The sequence below is a fragment of the Staphylococcus simulans genome (assembly GCF_025561465.1).
Taxonomy (GTDB): domain Bacteria; phylum Bacillota; class Bacilli; order Staphylococcales; family Staphylococcaceae; genus Staphylococcus; species Staphylococcus simulans.
In genome coordinates this window covers 2,396,522-2,413,696 of record NZ_CP095100.1, presented here as the reverse complement: position 1 = coordinate 2,413,696, position 17,175 = coordinate 2,396,522, and the positions used below count along the sequence as shown (strand labels likewise).

General features: G+C 36.6%; 21 protein-coding genes. 12 read left to right on the top strand and 9 right to left on the bottom strand.

Features of this window, described 5'->3' with window-relative positions; translation table 11 throughout:
• Window positions 1–47: 47 nt before the first annotated feature.
• Window positions 48–1,229: a M20 family metallopeptidase gene (locus MUA87_RS11435; RefSeq protein WP_262550850.1), complete on the bottom strand. Its 1,182-nt coding sequence runs from the start codon at window positions 1,227–1,229 to the stop codon at window positions 48–50.
• Window positions 1,230–1,444: 215 nt separating this feature from the next.
• On the opposite strand from MUA87_RS11435, the gene MUA87_RS11430 reads away from it, so the two are divergent.
• Complete coding sequence (locus tag MUA87_RS11430) at window positions 1,445–2,632, top strand: glycine C-acetyltransferase (protein ID WP_023016308.1); 1,188 nt, start codon at window positions 1,445–1,447, stop codon at window positions 2,630–2,632.
• A 109-nt stretch (window positions 2,633–2,741) separates the two neighbouring features.
• On the opposite strand, the gene MUA87_RS11425 is transcribed toward MUA87_RS11430, so the two are convergent.
• The 4 genes from MUA87_RS11425 to MUA87_RS11410 all read right to left on the bottom strand — a co-directional run bounded on the left by MUA87_RS11425 (window position 2,742) and on the right by MUA87_RS11410 (window position 5,334).
• On the bottom strand, window positions 2,742–2,933 hold the full coding sequence (locus MUA87_RS11425) for a hypothetical protein (protein WP_002481340.1): 192 nt from the start codon (window positions 2,931–2,933) through the stop codon (window positions 2,742–2,744).
• A 78-nt stretch (window positions 2,934–3,011) separates the two neighbouring features.
• On the bottom strand, window positions 3,012–3,203 hold the full coding sequence (locus tag MUA87_RS11420) for a hypothetical protein (RefSeq protein ID WP_002481341.1): 192 nt from the start codon (window positions 3,201–3,203) through the stop codon (window positions 3,012–3,014).
• A 1-nt stretch (window position 3,204) separates the two neighbouring features.
• On the bottom strand, window positions 3,205–4,224 hold the full coding sequence (locus MUA87_RS11415) for a choloylglycine hydrolase family protein (protein WP_262550848.1): 1,020 nt from the start codon (window positions 4,222–4,224) through the stop codon (window positions 3,205–3,207).
• Between the two features lie 108 nt (window positions 4,225–4,332).
• Window positions 4,333–5,334, bottom strand: a complete 1,002-nt coding sequence (locus MUA87_RS11410; protein ID WP_023016310.1) for a choloylglycine hydrolase family protein — start codon at window positions 5,332–5,334, stop codon at window positions 4,333–4,335.
• 120 nt (window positions 5,335–5,454) lie between these two features.
• Between MUA87_RS11410 and MUA87_RS11405 the strand changes: the two genes are divergently transcribed.
• The 4 genes from MUA87_RS11405 (at window position 5,455) to MUA87_RS11390 (ending at window position 9,595) form a co-directional block, all read left to right on the top strand.
• Complete coding sequence (locus tag MUA87_RS11405; protein WP_107540224.1) at window positions 5,455–5,919, top strand: GNAT family N-acetyltransferase; 465 nt, start codon at window positions 5,455–5,457, stop codon at window positions 5,917–5,919.
• Between the two features lie 203 nt (window positions 5,920–6,122).
• Complete coding sequence (locus tag MUA87_RS11400) at window positions 6,123–7,085, top strand: L-threonine 3-dehydrogenase (protein ID WP_002481345.1); 963 nt, start codon at window positions 6,123–6,125, stop codon at window positions 7,083–7,085.
• Window positions 7,086–7,204: 119 nt separating this feature from the next.
• Window positions 7,205–8,242, top strand: a complete 1,038-nt coding sequence (locus tag MUA87_RS11395; RefSeq protein WP_023016311.1) for a S66 family peptidase — start codon at window positions 7,205–7,207, stop codon at window positions 8,240–8,242.
• Between the two features lie 273 nt (window positions 8,243–8,515).
• On the top strand, window positions 8,516–9,595 hold the full coding sequence (locus tag MUA87_RS11390; protein ID WP_002481346.1) for a branched-chain amino acid aminotransferase: 1,080 nt from the start codon (window positions 8,516–8,518) through the stop codon (window positions 9,593–9,595).
• 110 nt (window positions 9,596–9,705) lie between these two features.
• On the opposite strand, the gene MUA87_RS11385 is transcribed toward MUA87_RS11390, so the two are convergent.
• Window positions 9,706–10,137, bottom strand: coding sequence for a GNAT family N-acetyltransferase (locus tag MUA87_RS11385; protein WP_057510134.1), 432 nt, complete (start codon window positions 10,135–10,137; stop codon window positions 9,706–9,708).
• 153 nt (window positions 10,138–10,290) lie between these two features.
• On the opposite strand from MUA87_RS11385, the gene MUA87_RS11380 reads away from it, so the two are divergent.
• From MUA87_RS11380 to MUA87_RS11365, 4 genes are all read left to right on the top strand, one after another.
• Window positions 10,291–10,686 carry a YbaN family protein gene (locus MUA87_RS11380; protein ID WP_002481348.1) on the top strand — a complete coding sequence of 132 codons (396 nt, stop codon included), beginning with the start codon at window positions 10,291–10,293 and terminating at the stop codon, window positions 10,684–10,686.
• Window positions 10,687–10,810: 124 nt separating this feature from the next.
• Complete coding sequence (locus tag MUA87_RS11375; protein WP_031262637.1) at window positions 10,811–11,524, top strand: HAD family hydrolase; 714 nt, start codon at window positions 10,811–10,813, stop codon at window positions 11,522–11,524.
• A 32-nt stretch (window positions 11,525–11,556) separates the two neighbouring features.
• Entirely contained in the window at window positions 11,557–11,967 is a 411-nt protein-coding gene (locus tag MUA87_RS11370; protein ID WP_023015488.1) for a hypothetical protein, read from the top strand.
• Between the two features lie 22 nt (window positions 11,968–11,989).
• Window positions 11,990–12,793, top strand: a complete 804-nt coding sequence (locus MUA87_RS11365; RefSeq protein WP_231291632.1) for an HAD-IIB family hydrolase — start codon at window positions 11,990–11,992, stop codon at window positions 12,791–12,793.
• Window positions 12,794–12,877: 84 nt separating this feature from the next.
• Here the strand turns inward: MUA87_RS11365 and MUA87_RS11360 are convergent, their stop codons facing one another.
• Entirely contained in the window at window positions 12,878–13,543 is a 666-nt protein-coding gene (locus MUA87_RS11360; RefSeq protein ID WP_002481352.1) for a deoxynucleoside kinase, read from the bottom strand.
• Window positions 13,536–14,153, bottom strand: a complete 618-nt coding sequence (locus MUA87_RS11355; protein ID WP_023015487.1) for a deoxynucleoside kinase — start codon at window positions 14,151–14,153, stop codon at window positions 13,536–13,538. Before MUA87_RS11355 ends, MUA87_RS11360 begins: the two co-directional genes overlap by 8 nt.
• A 64-nt stretch (window positions 14,154–14,217) precedes the next feature.
• On the opposite strand from MUA87_RS11355, the gene tadA reads away from it, so the two are divergent.
• The 3 genes from tadA to MUA87_RS11340 all read left to right on the top strand — a co-directional run bounded on the left by tadA (window position 14,218) and on the right by MUA87_RS11340 (window position 16,413).
• A complete protein-coding gene (gene tadA / locus MUA87_RS11350; protein WP_002481354.1) occupies window positions 14,218–14,718 on the top strand; it encodes a tRNA adenosine(34) deaminase TadA in 501 nt (166 codons plus the stop codon).
• Between the two features lie 237 nt (window positions 14,719–14,955).
• Window positions 14,956–15,825 (top strand): Cof-type HAD-IIB family hydrolase, encoded by an 870-nt coding sequence (locus MUA87_RS11345; RefSeq protein ID WP_002481355.1) that lies wholly within the window; start codon window positions 14,956–14,958, stop codon window positions 15,823–15,825.
• A 21-nt stretch (window positions 15,826–15,846) separates the two neighbouring features.
• Window positions 15,847–16,413, top strand: coding sequence for an NADPH-dependent FMN reductase (locus tag MUA87_RS11340; protein WP_002481356.1), 567 nt, complete (start codon window positions 15,847–15,849; stop codon window positions 16,411–16,413).
• A 214-nt stretch (window positions 16,414–16,627) separates the two neighbouring features.
• Here the strand turns inward: MUA87_RS11340 and hxlB are convergent, their stop codons facing one another.
• Window positions 16,628–17,173, bottom strand: coding sequence for a 6-phospho-3-hexuloisomerase (gene hxlB / locus MUA87_RS11335; protein WP_002481357.1), 546 nt, complete (start codon window positions 17,171–17,173; stop codon window positions 16,628–16,630).
• Window positions 17,174–17,175: the final 2 nt, after the last annotated feature.

Genomic DNA, 17,175 nt, shown 5'->3' with positions numbered 1-17,175 from the left:
AAATGCGTACACATCATTTCTACATGTGTACGCATTTTTGTTTTGATTTAAAGACGTTCAGAAGATAAAACATTTTCTAATTCTAATATTTTTAAGAACTCGGCAGCTGCGTATTTCAATGCAGCTTCATCAATATCAAAGTAAGGGTTATGGTGAGGATAGTCTGTACCTTTTTGCGCATTACCACATCCTGTTAGAAAGAAAGTGCCAGGTCTCACACGTTGATAAGCTGAGAAATCTTCGCCCACCATCATCATATCTGCTTCAGTAAAGCGTAAATTCATATCATGAGCGGCTTGCTTAACTGTTTCATAAGCTTGTTCATTATTATGAACAGGGACATAGCCACGTTCATAATCCATTGTGTATTCAATATCATTCGCAAGCGCAAGCCCTTGTAGAAGCTTATCAAGTTTATTCATGATATGTGTTTGGAGCTCAGAATCAAATGTGCGCACTGTACCGCGACACATCGCAGAGTCGGGGATCACACTATCTGATGAACCGGCTTGAATCATTCCGAAAGTAACCACAGCTTGTTTAATCGGATCGACCGTACGTGAAACGATTTTTTGTGCGCTTAGAATAAATTCAGCTAATATCACAATCGGGTCGATCGTTTCATGCGGTTTAGCACCGTGACCGCCTTGACCTTGAATGGTAACGGTAAATTCATCAGGTGAAGCCATCATGGCGCCTGGACGTGAATAAATGATGCCTGTGGGATAACCACTCCATAGGTGGTTGCCGTAAATACTGTCTACACCTTCTAAAGCACCGTCATCAATCATTTGTTGGGCACCGCCAGGAACAATTTCTTCACCATATTGAAAGATTAATACGACGTTGCCTTTTAAATGTGCTAAATGTTCATTAATAATTTGAGCAACGCCTAAGAGAATCGCAGTATGGCCATCGTGACCGCACGCATGCATACATCCTTCATTTTTAGAACGATAAGGTTTGTCGTTCAGTTCAGTAATCGGAAGGGCATCGAAGTCAGCACGTAAGGCGACTGTCGGGCCTTCGCCTTGGCCTTTAAATGTTGCGACAATACCGTTTTTTCCTACAGGTCTACGAATCGTACAGTCTAATTGTTCGAGCTGATTAACGATATAGTCGTGGGTGTTATGTTCTGAAAATGATAACTCAGGATATTGATGGAGATGTCTTCTGAGTTGAATCATAGTTTTTTCTTTATCGTGCGCAAGTTGATACCAATTCAACATGGTATTCACCTCTTCTGTAATTAATATAGATGTCCTTATTATAGCACGCGTTTCACAGAATAAACTTAAAACGTTCATGTTAAAATAACGCGTCATTTCGACCTTTTAATATACAAAATTTTGTTTTTTCAAAATAACTAATCAGTGTTAACTTTTCTATTATAATAAAATACGTTATGATATATGTAATCTAACACAAGGGGGATAATCAACCAATGGTTCAATCATTACATGGTTTTTTAGACGAAAACATTCAATATTTAAAGGATAATGGATTATACAACGAGATTGATATTGTCGAAGGGGCAAATGGACCGGAAATTACAATCAACGGCGAAAAGTATATCAATCTTTCTTCAAACAACTACTTAGGTTTAGCAACAGACGAAGACTTGAAAAAAGTTGCGAAAGAAGCAATCGATCATTATGGTGTCGGTGCAGGTGCAGTACGTACAATCAACGGTACACTAGATGTTCATGAAACTTTAGAAAACACATTAGCTGAATTTAAAGGAACAGAAGCAGCGATTGCATATCAATCTGGTTTTAATTGTAATATGGCAGCGATTTCTGCGGTTATGAATAAAAATGATGCGATTCTTTCAGATGAGTTAAACCATGCCTCTATTATCGATGGTTGCCGCTTATCTAAAGCTAAAATTATTCGCGTAAATCATTCAGATATGGACGACTTACGTCAAAAAGCGAAAGAAGCTGTAGAATCAGGTCAATACAATAAAGTGATGTATATCACTGATGGTGTGTTCAGTATGGATGGTGACGTAGCAAAGTTACCTGAAATCGTTGAGATTGCGGAAGAGTTTGACTTAATTACTTATGTCGATGATGCGCACGGATCAGGTGTTATGGGTAAAGGTGCTGGCACAGTAAAACACTTCGGTTTACAAGATAAAATCGATTTCCAAATCGGTACATTATCTAAAGCAATTGGTGTGGTCGGCGGTTATGTCGCTGGGACACAAGAGTTAATCGACTGGTTGAAAGTACAATCACGTCCATTCTTATTCTCAACATCTTTAACACCAGAATCTTCAGCAGCGATTACTGCCGCTGTACGTAAACTCATGGATTCTACAGAACTGCATGACAAACTTTGGGAAAATGCGAATTATCTTAAAGACGGCTTAAAAGAACTAGGGTATGATATTGGTGAATCAGAAACACCAATCACACCTGTAATTATTGGTGATGAAAAACAAACACAAGAATTCAGTAAACGTCTAAAAGACGAAGGAGTTTATGTGAAATCTATCGTCTTCCCAACAGTACCACGTGGTACAGGACGTGTACGTAATATGCCTACAGCTGCACATACTAAAGAAATGTTAGATGAGGCACTTGAGGCGTATAAAAAAGTAGGTAAAGAACTAGGCGTAATCTAAGTAGCTTTATAGAAACAATGAAGCGGAACTGTTCAGTTAATTGAACGGTTCCGCTTTTATTTTAGAAATCAGTGTATTAGATACTTAGCTGAGTCATTTCTTTTATTGTTTAAGTGATATATCTATGATCAAGATAAAACTTCTCTAATGGCTCGTTATCTTTGATGCATTGTTCAATACGTTCTAATGATTCTTCAAGTGTCATTTGTCTCAAAAACATTCTGCCTGGTGGTTCTCCAAATTTTTTCTCATAAGCTTTTTCAGCAGCTTCATAGGCATCAATCAATTTGTCATCATACATAGTTTTTCATTCCTTTGTGGTTGATTCAGAGGTGTCGTATATATTCATTTTATCCGTTGAGTGAATACATGAACGTACTTAACTCAAGTAGTGATTATCTAAATAAAACTTCTCTAATGGTTCGTTATCTTTCACACAGTCTTTCATAAGTTCCAAAGCATCTTCAGCAGGCATACCCCGTAAAAGCATTCTACTAGGAGCTTCTTTAAACTTTTTAGTATAAGCACATACAGCAGCTTGATACTCTTTTTTAAATTGTTCATCATACATATTAATCTACTCCTTCATCATGGTGTGAATCGTGTTGTGACAAGGTGATATCTTTTAAATTTAATTGTGGCTTAATTTCATATGTTTTCTCTTCTTTTGAATCTAGTAAGACGTCTGTCAGTTGAATCGTATAAATATCTGAGCTGTTATAGTCTTTATAATAATACGTTAAGTGTTCGCAATCGAGTATACATTGATATTGCGTATAATGAGGCTGCCCTTCGTGGAGTACGATGCCTCTCGGAATACTGACAGTGTCTAATAATTTGAATAGGTTATTTAAGCGCATCGTGTCGTCTACAGTATCTTCAATCATTTGACGGAAATAAGCAGTTTTAACGAAACGTGCTGGTGAGGTATAACCTCCAGGCAATATTTCAGTATTTGTTTCGACATGAATTGGATCTACTTGTTTATCACCAAGTGTGATGGATGCTGATGGATCAAAATTAAAAGCTGTGTACTGTTGTAAATTCTGGTAGTGCCATTCTAAGTCAGGGTGATTAGTCAGAACTTGTACCGGATTATCTTTCAAAATCAGTTTACCACCTTTTGGTACAAGAACAATACTTTGACCTGTTTGATCAGTGACGATGAAATGAAAGTCAGGTGTTTTACCAAGTACAGGGTTTTGTTCATCAATCAACCTCACATTACCAATCGTTTCTTTTAAATGTGAAATGGATGCGTTCGTACCTAAAAGCCACATAATGAATGATTCTGGACCTAAATTAATATGATGTGAAGCGGGTGCAGGCTTATATGTCGCAAAGCCATTGTTGTTTAAAATTGCGATAGAAAGGCCTTTTTCATTGATGCCATCTGCGAACATCACATCGTCTATTTTCATCGCACTGCCCACAAAACCATAGTCAAAAGTGAAGGTTTGTCCATAAGTTGTTTCCCACTGATAGTTTCTTGGGATAACTTTAGGAAAAGCTTTCAGTTCAAACGCAAAGTCCATGGTCCGTGCTAAGTAAGTTGTGTTGTATTGTGAAGTAAAGGTAAAGCTCGTACACATATGTATCAGCCCCTTAATACCATTAAAAGTTATAATCAAATTGATAATACCATATGGATATAGAAAAAACGGAGCAGCTTCTCTATGTGCTTCTCCGTTTAGTTCTATTTACTGATGGTCTGAAGCTTCTTCAGTTAAATCAACCAGATTTAATTTAGGTTTTACTGTATAAGTAATCGCATCACTTGCGTTTAAAATCTCATCAGTCAGTTTGATTTGGTATACATCTGAACCGTTATAGTCTTTAAAGTAATAAGTGAGATGGTGTGTATCGACGATAGCTTGGTATTGTGTGTAATAAATCGTACCTTCGTCTAAAACGACACCTCTTGGAATACTGACAGTATCGAGTAATTTAAATAAGTTGTTGAGTCGTTTATTCTCATCTTCCGCATCTTCGATAAATTGACGGAAATAAGCCATTTTAACGAAACGAGATGGGGAAGTATAACCGCCCGGCAGAACTTCAGTACCAGATTCAACGCCAAAAGGTTTTACACTCTCAATGCCTAAGAGTGACGGTGAGGGCGCTTCGATATTGAAGTGTGTATACTGTCTCACATTTTGATAGTGCCATTCTAAGTTAGGGTTATTCGTTAATACACGAATGGGATTCTCTTTAATAATCAGTTGACCGTCTGAAGGAATCACAACGATACTTTGACCAGATTGATCTGTAATCATAAAGTGTAGTGGTGGAACGCTGTCTAATGCGGGATTTACTTGTTTAAGTAAACGAACATTATCTGCTTGTTCTTTAAAGTCTCTGATAGATTCATTCATGCCTAAAAACCACATAATGAATTCTTCAGGTTCTAGATTGATATTGTCATTAGAAGTAGAAGTCGCATAAGAAGCTTCTCCTTGATAATATAACACAGCAATGGATAATCCTTTTTCGTTTATGCCATCTCCGAATACCACACCATTGACTGTCATTGCAGTTCCTACAAAGCCGTAATTTAATTTAAAGTCACGACCATTGTTGCTTGTCCATTCATAATTTCTAGGAATAGCCTTCGGGAAAGAATTCAAACTAAATGAGAAATCCATGGTGCGTGCTAAATAGTTCGCATCATATTGAGATGTAAATGCAAAACTCGTACACATAAATGTGCCTCCTTAAAAACAGTAATCAGTACAAAAAAACGTTACAATAATCATAACATGACGCAAGTCAAGACTTCGAATAAAGTAATGCCAATAAGGTGTTGAGAGTGAGGGATACTGTTGGAAATTAAAATATGTGAGGATGCAGCTTTATTAGCACGTTTAAATCAAACTGTCCATGACATACATCATCAAGCCTACCCAGATATTTTTAAGCCTTATCATTATTTGGATACGCTAGATCTATTTCAAAAGCTCATGCATCAACCTGAGCATTATTTATTAGTCATTGAAACGGATACAGGAATAGCTGCTGGGTACTTGTGGGCGCAATTGGTAACGTTATATGAAACGCCATTTCGTTATGGACAGAAGACGTTGTATATTCATCAAATCAGTATTGAACCAGAATTTCAGCATAAAGGTTATGGGCATGCACTCATGCAGTATATAGAAGAGGTAGCAGAAAAAGAGCAGTGTGACACAGTAGAATTGGATTATTGGGGGAAAAATAACGCGGCTGTTGATTTCTATGAGAAAGAAGGTTATGAATTTCTTCAAAAGCATTGTCGTAAAAATATTTGATGGGTTATCTAAATGATGTGTCTTTGAAATAAATAGAAAAGTATAATTTTGCTCTTTTCAAATGTAAGCGCTTTACTTATTTTTGTACGTATGGTATATACATTAATAAGCATTTATAAAAATATAGTGTTAAATAACAAGAGAATGTACACCTCAGAAATACTACAGTTCTTTAGCGCACTTTTCAAAGGGGAGAGAGAAATATGAAAAGAATTATGATTACTGGCGCACTAGGGCAAATCGGGACTGAACTTGTATTAAAATGTCGTGAGATTTATGGAACAGATAATGTTTTAGCAACGGATATTAGAGAACCAGAAGCGGATTCTCTAATCAAAGACGGACCGTTTGCGATATTAGATGTTACAGATGCAGCACGCATGAATGAGGTTGTAGAGGAATTTCAACCAGATGCTTTAATGCATATGGCCGCATTATTGTCTGCGACAGCTGAGAAAGATCCAATGCTGGCATGGAATATTAATATGGGTGGTTTAGTCAATGCGTTAGAAGCGGCACGCCATCATAATGTACAGTTCTTTACACCAAGTTCTATCGGGGCATTCGGGCCAACAACACCTAAACGTGATACACCTGCGTTAACGATTCAACGACCAACATCTATGTACGGTGTAAACAAAGTATCAGGTGAGTTATTATGCGAGTATTACCATACTAAGTTTGGTGTAGATACACGAAGCGTACGTTTCCCTGGGTTAATTTCATTTGTGAAAGAACCAGGCGGCGGTACAACAGATTACGCTTGTGAGATTTATTTTGAGGCGGTACGTAAAGGTGAGTATACAAGCTTTATCGGTAAAGATACTTACATGGATATGATGTTTATGGATGATGCGATCGACGCAATTATTAAATTGATGGAAGCACCAGAAGAAAATATTGAAAATCGTTGTGCCTTTAACTTAAGCGGTATGAGTTTCGAGCCAGAAGAAATTGCCGCATCTATTCGTAAACAAATTCCAGAATTCAAAATGCACTATGAAGTAGATCCAGTCAGACAAGGTATTGCAGATAGCTGGCCAGATGCGATTGATACAAGTTGTGCAAGAAATGAATGGGGCTTCTCACCTAAATATGATTTAGACAAGATGACAGAAGCTATGTTGCAAGGGGTTAGAGAGAAAGAAGCAGCAACACAAAAATAATATAAGCATATGAATTAAATCAACAGGGCTGAATGCTTTCTAGGACCTATAGAAAATGTTCGTCCTGTTAATTATTATGTATAACGGCAGTAGACTAATGTTAAGTGGGTGACGATTAGATGACCAGATTGATTAAGCCTAAGCATTTAAATCCAGGTGATACAGTAGCGCTTGTCTCGCCTTCATCTGGATTAGCTGGAGAGTCTTTTATAAGCTATCGAGTTGAATTAGCGAAAGCGCGACTGGAAGAAATCTTTGGATTAAACATTAAAATTATGAAACATGCCTTAGATGGTATTGATGCATTGTATCATCATCCAAAACATAGAGCGGCAGATATACATGAAGCACTGCTAGACAAAGAAGTTAAAGCAATCTTCTCTTTTATTGGCGGAGAAGAATCCATGAGAATTGTGCCTTATTTAGATGACAACATCATCAAACAAAACCCTAAAATATTCATGGGATATTCTGATATTACTTCAATCCATTTAAAGTTTTATCAAGCAGGTATTATGACCTATTACGGACCTGCTATTTTATCCGATTTTGCCGAACATGTAGAAATGGATTCTTACACGATAGATAGCATTCAGAAAGTATTATTTACAAATGACAGGATAGGAACTGTAAAGACGTCTCCATATTACCGTAAGTTCGGTTTGAGATGGGAAGAAGTGCATCAAAATATACAAAGAGAAAAAGTGAAAAATATGAGTTATAAAGTTGTTAACGGCAAAGGTAAGGTAACAGGTGACTTAATCGGAGGCTGTTTTGAGGTATTGAATAATCTAAGAGGCACATATGTTTTTCCAGATGCATCGGTATTTAAAAACAAAATTTTGTTTGTAGAAAACTCAGAGACACCTTTACCGTTGGATTTTTATAAACAGGCGATTCGGTCTCTTGCTGATATGAAAGTATTAGAAAATGTTGAAGGTATTTTGATAGGCAAACCCCAAAATGATGTGAACCATCAAGAGATAGAAGCGTTATGGTTAAAGATATTAAAAGAACAAAACTTAGAACATAAAATTGTCATCGCTAATGGCAGCTTTGGCCATAATGAACCAAAGTGTATTTTGCCTTATGGTGTCAGTGCGACATTAGATGCTGATAAAGGAAGTTTTGAAATTAATGAAAGCGGATGTTCTTAATGAATAGAACGTCTACACAAAGTGAAAATGAGATTGCTCACAGTTGCATTCAGAAATAGACTGTACAATAATGGAAGTGTAAGGAATATAGCAACTTTTAATTTGTATCAATGGGGAAATGTTAAAGAGAGATATAAATAACTGTGTTCAATAGAGGATTTGATTAGGGGCATATTTTTTAAATTTTCTAAAAACTCATTGAATACACAGACTTAGATTGCTATAATTTTAGTATTATCTTATTTATAAGCACAATTTTAGGAGGCAGAAATCATGTCAGAAAATGTTAAATTCGAGAAACGTGAAGAGCTTAAACAAAAACCAGATCCAAGTAACTTAGGATTCGGTCAACACTTCACTGATTACATGTTAAGTTATGACTACGATGAAGATAAAGGTGGTTGGCATGATTTGAAGATTACTCCTTATGCACCGATCGAACTTGATCCCGCTGCACAAGGACTTCATTATGGCCAAGCAGTCTTTGAAGGATTAAAAGCATACAAACATAATGGAGAGGTTGATTTATTCAGACCTGACCAAAACTTCAAACGTATTAATCAATCATTAGCGCGCTTAGAAATGCCGCAAATTGATGAAGAGTTATTATTAGAAGGATTAAAAGAACTAGTGAATGTTGAACGTGACTGGGTACCTGAAGGGGAAGGTCAATCATTATACATTCGTCCATTCGTCTTTGCGACTGAAGCAGGCTTAGGTGTTCACCCAGCAAGCCACTACAAATTATTAATCATCTTATCTCCTTCTGGTTCATACTATGGCGGCGACGCTTTAAAACCAACACGTATTTATGTAGAAGATAAATATGTTCGTGCCGTACGTGGCGGTGTTGGATTTGCGAAAGTAGCTGGTAACTATGCAGCAAGCTTATTAGCACAATCTAACGCAAACAAAGAAGGTTATGACCAAGTATTATGGTTAGACGGTGTAGAACAAAAATACATCGAAGAAGTCGGAAGCATGAACATCTTCTTCGTTGAAAATGGTACACTTGTTACACCTGAATTAAACGGTAGTATCTTACCAGGTATTACACGTAAAACTGTCATCGAATTAGCTAAAGAACTTGGCTATAAAGTAGAAGAACGTCGTGTATCTGTAGATGAATTATTCGAAGCGTATGATAAAGGTGAATTAGATGAAGTCTTCGGTACAGGTACAGCTGCAGTTATTTCACCTGTAGGTGTCTTAAAATACGAAGACCGCGAAATCGTTATCAATAATAACGAAACAGGTAAAATCACTCAACACTTATATGACCAATATACTGGTATCCAAAGTGGTAAATTAGAAGACAAACACGGCTGGAGAGTTGTAGTTCCTAAAAAATAATTCGAAAAAGAATTATAAATAGTGATAAAAAAACAGGTCAGAAGCACAGATAACAGTGTGTTTCTGACCTGTTTTGTCATTAATATAATTAAAGGTTTTTGCCGAGTGCTTTATAACTTCATATGTAAAATAGGATAATTTCTACCTTGGGCGTCTGTTTGAGAAGTTTTATAAACTTCAAAGCCATTTTTAAGATAGAATTCTATTGCGCGTTCATTATCCTTGTTAACATCCACATAACTTACTTTTCCTTGCTGGATTAAATATTGCAAGATTTCTGAACCGTAACCTTGATTAAAGTGTTTTGGGTCTATAAAAAGCATTTCTAAGTTGTGATCGTGTGTTCCAGAAAAGCCAATTGCTTCTTGTCCAACAAACCACAAATAAGCTTCAACTTGTTGGAAGTAAGTAGGAATCTCTTGTTTTAAAGTGATTCTATCTTCTTCTTTTAAAAAGTCATGTGTCGCGATGACAGAGCTTTCCCAAATATCTAATGCTTTTGGAAAGTTGGCTTCTTGAAGCTTCATTTTATGTAATCTCATATAGGTTTCTCCTTAAGATTTTGACATACAAACTATCCTACAGAAAGTGCTAACTAAACTCAAGGTAGATAAAAGTAATAAGCAAACATATTATTGTTTACTAGTCTGTATTCTATTGTATAATTGAAAATGATTATCGGTAGAGGTGCTTTTATGAGATATATTTTAATTACGATAGGTTTAATTTCAGCTATCGTTGGTTTTATAGGAATCGTTGTACCTTTGTTGCCAACTACACCTTTTTTACTTTTAGCAGCTGTTTGTTTTTCAAGAAGTTCTGAAAGATTTAATCGTTGGTTAGTGAGTACAAAGGTTTACGGTGAATATGTGGAAAGCTTCAAAAGAGATAGAGGCTTTACTTTAAAGAAGAAGTTCAAAATTTTATTGAGTTTATATATTGTTATCGCATTTTCGCTTTATATGCTAGATAACTTCTATATCAGAATTGGTTTATTGATTATGGTGACCTTCCAAACGATTGTATTGTTTACGTTAGTCAAGACGTTACCAGAACCATCAAAGGACCGTCAAAACTGTGAGAAAGATTAATCGTTGATGCATTTTGTGCTTACATCCAATACAAAGGGTGTAAGCCTTTTTTAATTTCCTTCTTAATTCATAAATTGATAAAATGAAATAAAAGTATAAAGAAAGAAGCGTGAAACTGATGACAATTAAATGGATCTTATTTGATAAAGATGGCACACTCATTGATTTTGATATGAGTTGGATGAAGATTGGTATTCAAATGGTGGATCAGTTTGTGGAACGTTTTATTTCAGAAGAAGATCAAGCACATGCTTATCAGACTTTAGGTGTGAATAAAGAAAAGAATCAAATAGAACCTGGTACACCGATGGCCTGTGGTTCGCTAGATGAAATTATTCAGAATTTCAATGCGTTAGCTGGAGAAGATGTGGGCGAGTGGACACGCAAGACGAGTCAATATCTCATTGACCATAGAGTTCCTGAAATTAAATGGATTGATGGGATGGTGGAAGCGTTAGAAACATTAAAGGCAGATGGATATCATATTGGAATTATTACGAGTGATACGAAGAAAGGCACAGATCAATTTATTGAATCTACAGATACAGAAGCGTTCTTTGATTTAGTCATTTCTACTGAATCTAATGCGGCTGAAAAGCCAGACCCAGCTGTATTAAAGCCGCTCTTTGCGCAAGAGAAGGGGCTTAAAGCGGAAGAAATCGCAATTGTAGGCGATACACCTAATGATATACAAACCGCTGTTAACGCTGGCTTAGGGCTGTCTGTAGCTGTATTGACGGGCGTAGGTCAAGCACATGAATTTAAACATGCGGATTATGTCGTAGAGAAAGCGCCAGAAATTGTTTCTATTTTAAAGGGTGAAGATACAGAATCCTAAGTTATCGTCACACATTAAATGAGGTGAAAATCATGAAAGAACAACATACAGTATTAGATGGACGTTATGCAGAATATCAAGGAGAAGTGTTTCGCGTCTTAAATGACTTTGGCAAGACTTTGCATTTGGTCACAGAAGATGCCGGAGCGCAGTCTTTAGGTTTTGAAGCGAAAACAACAAAATATTCGAGCCATACATTGTTTTATAAAGACGTCAAACGTCAAGAAGTCGATGCATTATATGATTTGAAACATGAAGCACGTTATGGCGGTACGCTCTTTGATTTGTTTTTTGATGCGAAAGGTCAAAGTTATATTGGCACAAGTGAAGCGGATAAGGCCGAAGCCTTTGGTTTAAAAGAAACAGATGAAGGTTATTATAGTAAAGCTATCAATGATGACGATTATGAACCTGTGATTTACCGCGAAGAGTTAGAATTATAACCAAGGTTGGAGGGATGATATGATGCGTCAATTAATTTTATTTGATTTTGACGAAACGTATTATAAGCATCAAACCACGAAAGAAGATATTCCTGAACTACGTGAACTTGAATCGACACTGAAACAAGCTGAAGAAAAGCACCAAGTGATTACTGCAGTGTTATCAGGCAGTATCTTTGAAAGTATTATGGAGAAAATGAAACATGCGGAAATGGAATATAAACCAGACTTTATCTTTTCTGACTTATGTTCCAAATTATTTGAACTAGATGATAAAGGCGAATATCAACGTTCTAAAGATTATGAAGAAGCTGTTTCAGAAACAACGTTCACTAAAGAAAAAGTTGATGAAATTATCGACAGCTTCGAGTCAGAACACCAAGTTGAACTTCATCCGCAAAGAGAATTCAGAGATGAAGAAACATTGTATGAATATTACTATTATGCACAAGGCGATGAAGAAAAAGACGAGCAGAATTTAAAAGATTTACAAGATAAAGCAGCGGCTTATGACTATGCGGTACATTATAATAAAACGAATCCTAAAGCAGGTGACCCTGAAGATGCGTATGATGTACATTTTACACCTAAAAACGCTGGCAAGTTATTCGCTGTGCGTTACCTGTTAGATATGTATGATCTTGATTCAGAAGGTGTACTAGGTTTCGGTGACAGTGGTAATGATGAGATTTATTTAAGTCATATCGGTCATCCGTTTGTGATGCATAATAGCACAGATGATGATATGAAAGATAAATTCCCAGTTACACGTTATGATTACTATAAAGGTTTGAATGATGAAATAAAACGTTTCTTTGATAAATAACTTCATACAAGTTTATTCAGAGTAAAAGAAAATCATGTATCTCGCTCAGTTAAGAGCAGAGATACATGATTTTTTGTTTGCTTATTATTTTCTAGTATCTACATTACGATAGACATCAATCACATGCGCAATTTTATCTAACACTGGATCTAGCGTGTCTAAACTTTCATGCAGATCATATTCATTAATGTTCACGCGTACGACAGGGCAGGCATTGAAGCTTGAAATCCATTCTTCGTAACGACGGAATAATTTTTTCCAGTATTCTGGATCTGTATCAATTTCCATTTGGCGACCGCGTTGTTTGATGCGCTCAATCACTTCATCGTAATCACATTCTAAATAAATTAAAACGTCTGGTTTTGGGAAGTAAGGTGTCATGACCATCGCTTCAAATAATTCTGAGTATGTTTTGAAGTCTTCAGGTGTCATCGTCCCTTGTTCTTCATGCATCTTTGCGAAGATATCAACGTCTTCATAAATAGAACGGTCTTGGATAAAGCCCCCGCCATATTCAAACATGCGTTTTTGTTCTTTAAAGCGTTCCGCAAGGAAATAGATTTGAAGGTGGAAACTCCAACGTTCAAAGTTATCATAGAATTTATCTAGATAAGGATTATGGTCCACATTCTCGAAAGAAGTGCGGAAGTTTAATTTTTTAGCTAAGGCACGTGTTAAGCTCGATTTACCGACGCCTACAGTACCTGCGATTGTAATCACCGCATCTTGAGGGATACCGTAATTATTCATGCGTGTTGCCTCCTATCATTGATTGTACAATGTTTAATAGATACTCGTAATCGTCAGCGTGATTGACGAAATCCAAGTTTGTTGTATCGATGCGTTTCACCATTTTGCCTTCGGCTTCTAAAGATTCATAGAAGTGATGATAAGCTTCTTTTAAATTTAAAAGATAATCATCTTCAATTTGTGCTTCGAAGCTGCGATTGCGTTTGGCGATACGTTGTTTTAATACTTCTAAATCTGCATCGAGGAAGATTACGATGTCCGGCATCATAAGATCCTCAGTCAGAATATCGTAAATACGGTCAAACTTGTTGTATTCTGTATCTGTCAGTGTTTGACGCGCAAAGATTTTGTTTTTATAAACATGATAGTCACTGACAATACCGTTATGTAGTTGTTCTAGATCTTGAACCTGTTTGTAACGGTTACATAAAAAGAACATTTCAGTCTGGAAACTCCATTTTGAAATGTCGTCATAGAAATCAGATAAAAATGGATTTTCATCCACGATTTCTTGTGCTTCATGATAATCAAGAGATTGACTTAAGCGATGTGCTAAAGAGGATTTGCCTACTCCTATAGGCCCTTCAATAGCGATATAAGGTTGATTCATAAACAACACTCCAAGTGTTAAAATAGACAATAGTAATTGTATCACATGGTAAGGGATTGAACATATGACAATAGATGAAAAATATATGAAACTTGCATTAGATGAAGCCAAAAAAGCTGAAGCTATCGGTGAAGTACCGATTGGCGCACTCATTGTTAAAGACGATGAAATTATAGCACGTGCACATAATTTAAGAGAAACGATTCAACTTCCGACAGCCCATGCGGAACATATTGCGATAGAAAAAGCAGCTGAAGCAGTAGGGAGTTGGCGTTTAGAAGATTGTACTTTATATGTCACTTTAGAACCTTGTGTGATGTGTTCTGGTGCGATTGTTATGAGCCGTATTCCACGCGTTGTTTATGGCGCTGCTGATCCAAAGGGCGGTTGTAGCGGCAGTTTAATGGATTTACTTCAAGAATCGCGTTTCAACCATCGTGCAGAAGTTGTGAGTGGTGTTTTAGAAGAAGAATGCGGTGATATGTTGCGGAACTTCTTCAAGCAATTAAGAAACAAGAAGAAACAAGCTAAGCAATCGCAAGAGGCTAATGACTTGAACAGTTAAAACAACTTTAGAAGAATGAAGATGTCTGCTTTTAAGAAGTGGACATCTTTTTGTTTGAAAAGCGTTAAAAAGTAAGAGATAGTTAAGAATGAGTAATGCCGATAGTTTCTACCCTCATAAATCGTACAAACAGACGATAGAAGTCTGTTATCAAAATTTGATAGAATGAGGTTAGACTTTGTTGTGAAAAGTAATTTTACGACACTACGGCTAAGACAAAAGAAACGAGGTTAATTCATGATTAAACTAATTGCGACAGATATGGACGGAACATTATTAAATGCAGCACATGAAATTTCAGAGGAAAATATTAAAGCGATTAAAGCAGCGCAGGCACAAGGGATTACGGTCGTGATTGCGACAGGTCGTGCTTTCTATGAAGCCAATGCGCCTGTGGAACCGACCGGATTGAAAGTCCCATATATTTGTTTGAATGGTGCAGAGGTTCGTGATGAATCATTCGATATTATGCATACATCAAGCTTGAATCATGAAATGATTGAACAAATTACACATGTTCTAGATCGAGAGGATATTTATTACCAAGTCTATACTAACCTTGGTATTTATACTGAAGATCCTCAAAGAGATTTAGATATTTATATTGATATTGCAGAACATGCAGGTCAAAAAGCAGATGTAGAAAAAATACATCGCCATATTCAACATCGTATTGATCAAGGCACATTAAAAGTAGTTGATAATTATGATCAAATCAGTGAAAGACCTGGTGAAATTGTGATGAAAATTTTAGCGTTTGACAGTGATATCGGTAAAATTGATCGTGTCAGTGCAGAACTTGCGAAACACACAAACTTAGCAATTTCATCATCAGCACGAGGTAATATCGAAATCACAAACGCTTATGCGCAAAAAGGGATTGCGTTAGAAGAAATCGCAAACCAACTCGGTATCAATATGGAAGATGTCATGGCAATTGGTGATAACATGAATGACGTATCGATGCTTGAAAAAGCGGGTTATCCTGTCGCAATGGAAAATGCGATGCCTGAAGTGAAAGAATACGCAAAATATGTGACAGATAACAACCAAAACAGTGGTGTCGGCAAAGCAATCAACAAAATGCTGGAAGAGCAATCAAAATAAATTAACTGGGGTGACTATTGAATGAAAGGTGTCATTATCGTAGGCAGTGCGCGCATTGATTCGCACACAAAAGCACTGGCACAATACTTAAAGGGACAATTCAATGAAAAGGATGTTGAAGCGGAAATTTTTGATTTAGCTGAGCGTCCAATCCATACATTAGATGTTTCTGGCGCAAGTAATCCGCCAGATGATTATCAAGCTAATGTGAAAGATTTACAAGAGAAGGCGAGAGAAGCGGACTTTATTATTTTAGGTACACCGAACTATCATGGTTCATATTCTGGTATCTTAAAGAACGCTTTAGATCATCTGACAATGGATGACTTCAAAATGAAACCAGTCGGCTTAATGGGGAACAGCGGCGGTATTGTAAGTGCAGAACCACTTTCTCACTTACGCTTAATTGTACGTACCTTATTAGGTATCGCAGTGCCTACCCAAATTGCGACACATGATTCAGATTACGGCAAATTAGATGATGGTACATTCTTCTTACAAGACGAAGAATTCCAATTACGTTCTCGTTTATTCGTTGAACAAATTGTATCATTCGCAGAAAGCCGTCCTTATGAACATTTAAAATAAAAGGATGCAAGCGTGTTAGTTCAGCTGATAAAATATCCTGTTTGATAATCTCTGCTTAGTGGTGGTGCAAGGTGATTTTACTTTGTGGACTATTTAAGCAGAGGTTTTTTATGAAGAGGTAAAATAGTTAAGTTATATGGTTACTAAAAAGCATAAAGAAAAGGCCTGTAAGTTAAAGAGATAAACTCAAAAGCTTACAGGCCATTAATGTGATTTATTCTAAATTCGCATGATTTTGTTGCATCGTAGTTTCATCAATATTGAAGTCTTTCATGAAATCTAATACAACAGCATCTAAGAATAATTGTGCAGCTTGTTCGAATAAACTGCCTAAAGGTTGTGCTGAACCTTCAGCATCATGTTTTGTTCCGGCAGGCAATTCGATTGTGACATCTGCCAATTCACCGATTTTAGAATCAGGTTTTGTTGTGACTAACGCCACTTGTGCACCTTGATCTTTAGCTTTTTCAGCTAATAGGCGTAAGTGTTCTGTACTGCCTGAACCTGAAATGACGATAAACAAGTCGCCTTCGTGGATAGAAGGTGTTGTAATACCGCCAATGATAAATGCAGGTTGTTCAAGCTGATTCAAGCGCATTGTAAATCCATTTGCGACGAATCCAGAACGACCTTTACCTGCTACGAAAATATTTTTGGCATCTTTGATTGCTTGTTCAAAGTTTTCAACATCTTGATCTTTAACATTAGATAACGTCGTTTTCAGTTCATCTAAAATCAATTGATATTGTAGTTTTGCCATAG

Excerpts from the sequence above, each read along its gene's own strand:
- MUA87_RS11435 (WP_262550850.1), bottom strand. The coding sequence starts at position 1,229 with ATGTTGAATTGGTATCAACTTGCGCACGATAAAGAAAAAACTATGATT.
- MUA87_RS11430 (WP_023016308.1), top strand. The coding sequence starts at position 1,445 with ATGGTTCAATCATTACATGGTTTTTTAGACGAAAACATTCAATATTTA.
- MUA87_RS11425 (WP_002481340.1), bottom strand. The coding sequence starts at position 2,933 with ATGTATGATGACAAATTGATTGATGCCTATGAAGCTGCTGAAAAAGCT.
- MUA87_RS11420 (WP_002481341.1), bottom strand. The coding sequence starts at position 3,203 with ATGTATGATGAACAATTTAAAAAAGAGTATCAAGCTGCTGTATGTGCT.
- MUA87_RS11415 (WP_262550848.1), bottom strand. The coding sequence starts at position 4,224 with ATGTGTACGAGCTTTACCTTTACTTCACAATACAACACAACTTACTTA.
- MUA87_RS11410 (WP_023016310.1), bottom strand. The coding sequence starts at position 5,334 with ATGTGTACGAGTTTTGCATTTACATCTCAATATGATGCGAACTATTTA.
- MUA87_RS11400 (WP_002481345.1), top strand. The coding sequence starts at position 6,123 with ATGAAAAGAATTATGATTACTGGCGCACTAGGGCAAATCGGGACTGAA.
- MUA87_RS11395 (WP_023016311.1), top strand. The coding sequence starts at position 7,205 with ATGACCAGATTGATTAAGCCTAAGCATTTAAATCCAGGTGATACAGTA.
- MUA87_RS11390 (WP_002481346.1), top strand. The coding sequence starts at position 8,516 with ATGTCAGAAAATGTTAAATTCGAGAAACGTGAAGAGCTTAAACAAAAA.
- MUA87_RS11385 (WP_057510134.1), bottom strand. The coding sequence starts at position 10,137 with ATGAGATTACATAAAATGAAGCTTCAAGAAGCCAACTTTCCAAAAGCA.
- MUA87_RS11380 (WP_002481348.1), top strand. The coding sequence starts at position 10,291 with ATGAGATATATTTTAATTACGATAGGTTTAATTTCAGCTATCGTTGGT.
- MUA87_RS11370 (WP_023015488.1), top strand. The coding sequence starts at position 11,557 with ATGAAAGAACAACATACAGTATTAGATGGACGTTATGCAGAATATCAA.
- MUA87_RS11365 (WP_231291632.1), top strand. The coding sequence starts at position 11,990 with ATGCGTCAATTAATTTTATTTGATTTTGACGAAACGTATTATAAGCAT.
- MUA87_RS11360 (WP_002481352.1), bottom strand. The coding sequence starts at position 13,543 with ATGAATAATTACGGTATCCCTCAAGATGCGGTGATTACAATCGCAGGT.
- MUA87_RS11355 (WP_023015487.1), bottom strand. The coding sequence starts at position 14,153 with ATGAATCAACCTTATATCGCTATTGAAGGGCCTATAGGAGTAGGCAAA.
- tadA (WP_002481354.1), top strand. The coding sequence starts at position 14,218 with ATGACAATAGATGAAAAATATATGAAACTTGCATTAGATGAAGCCAAA.
- MUA87_RS11345 (WP_002481355.1), top strand. The coding sequence starts at position 14,956 with ATGATTAAACTAATTGCGACAGATATGGACGGAACATTATTAAATGCA.
- MUA87_RS11340 (WP_002481356.1), top strand. The coding sequence starts at position 15,847 with ATGAAAGGTGTCATTATCGTAGGCAGTGCGCGCATTGATTCGCACACA.
- hxlB (WP_002481357.1), bottom strand. The coding sequence starts at position 17,173 with ATGGCAAAACTACAATATCAATTGATTTTAGATGAACTGAAAACGACG.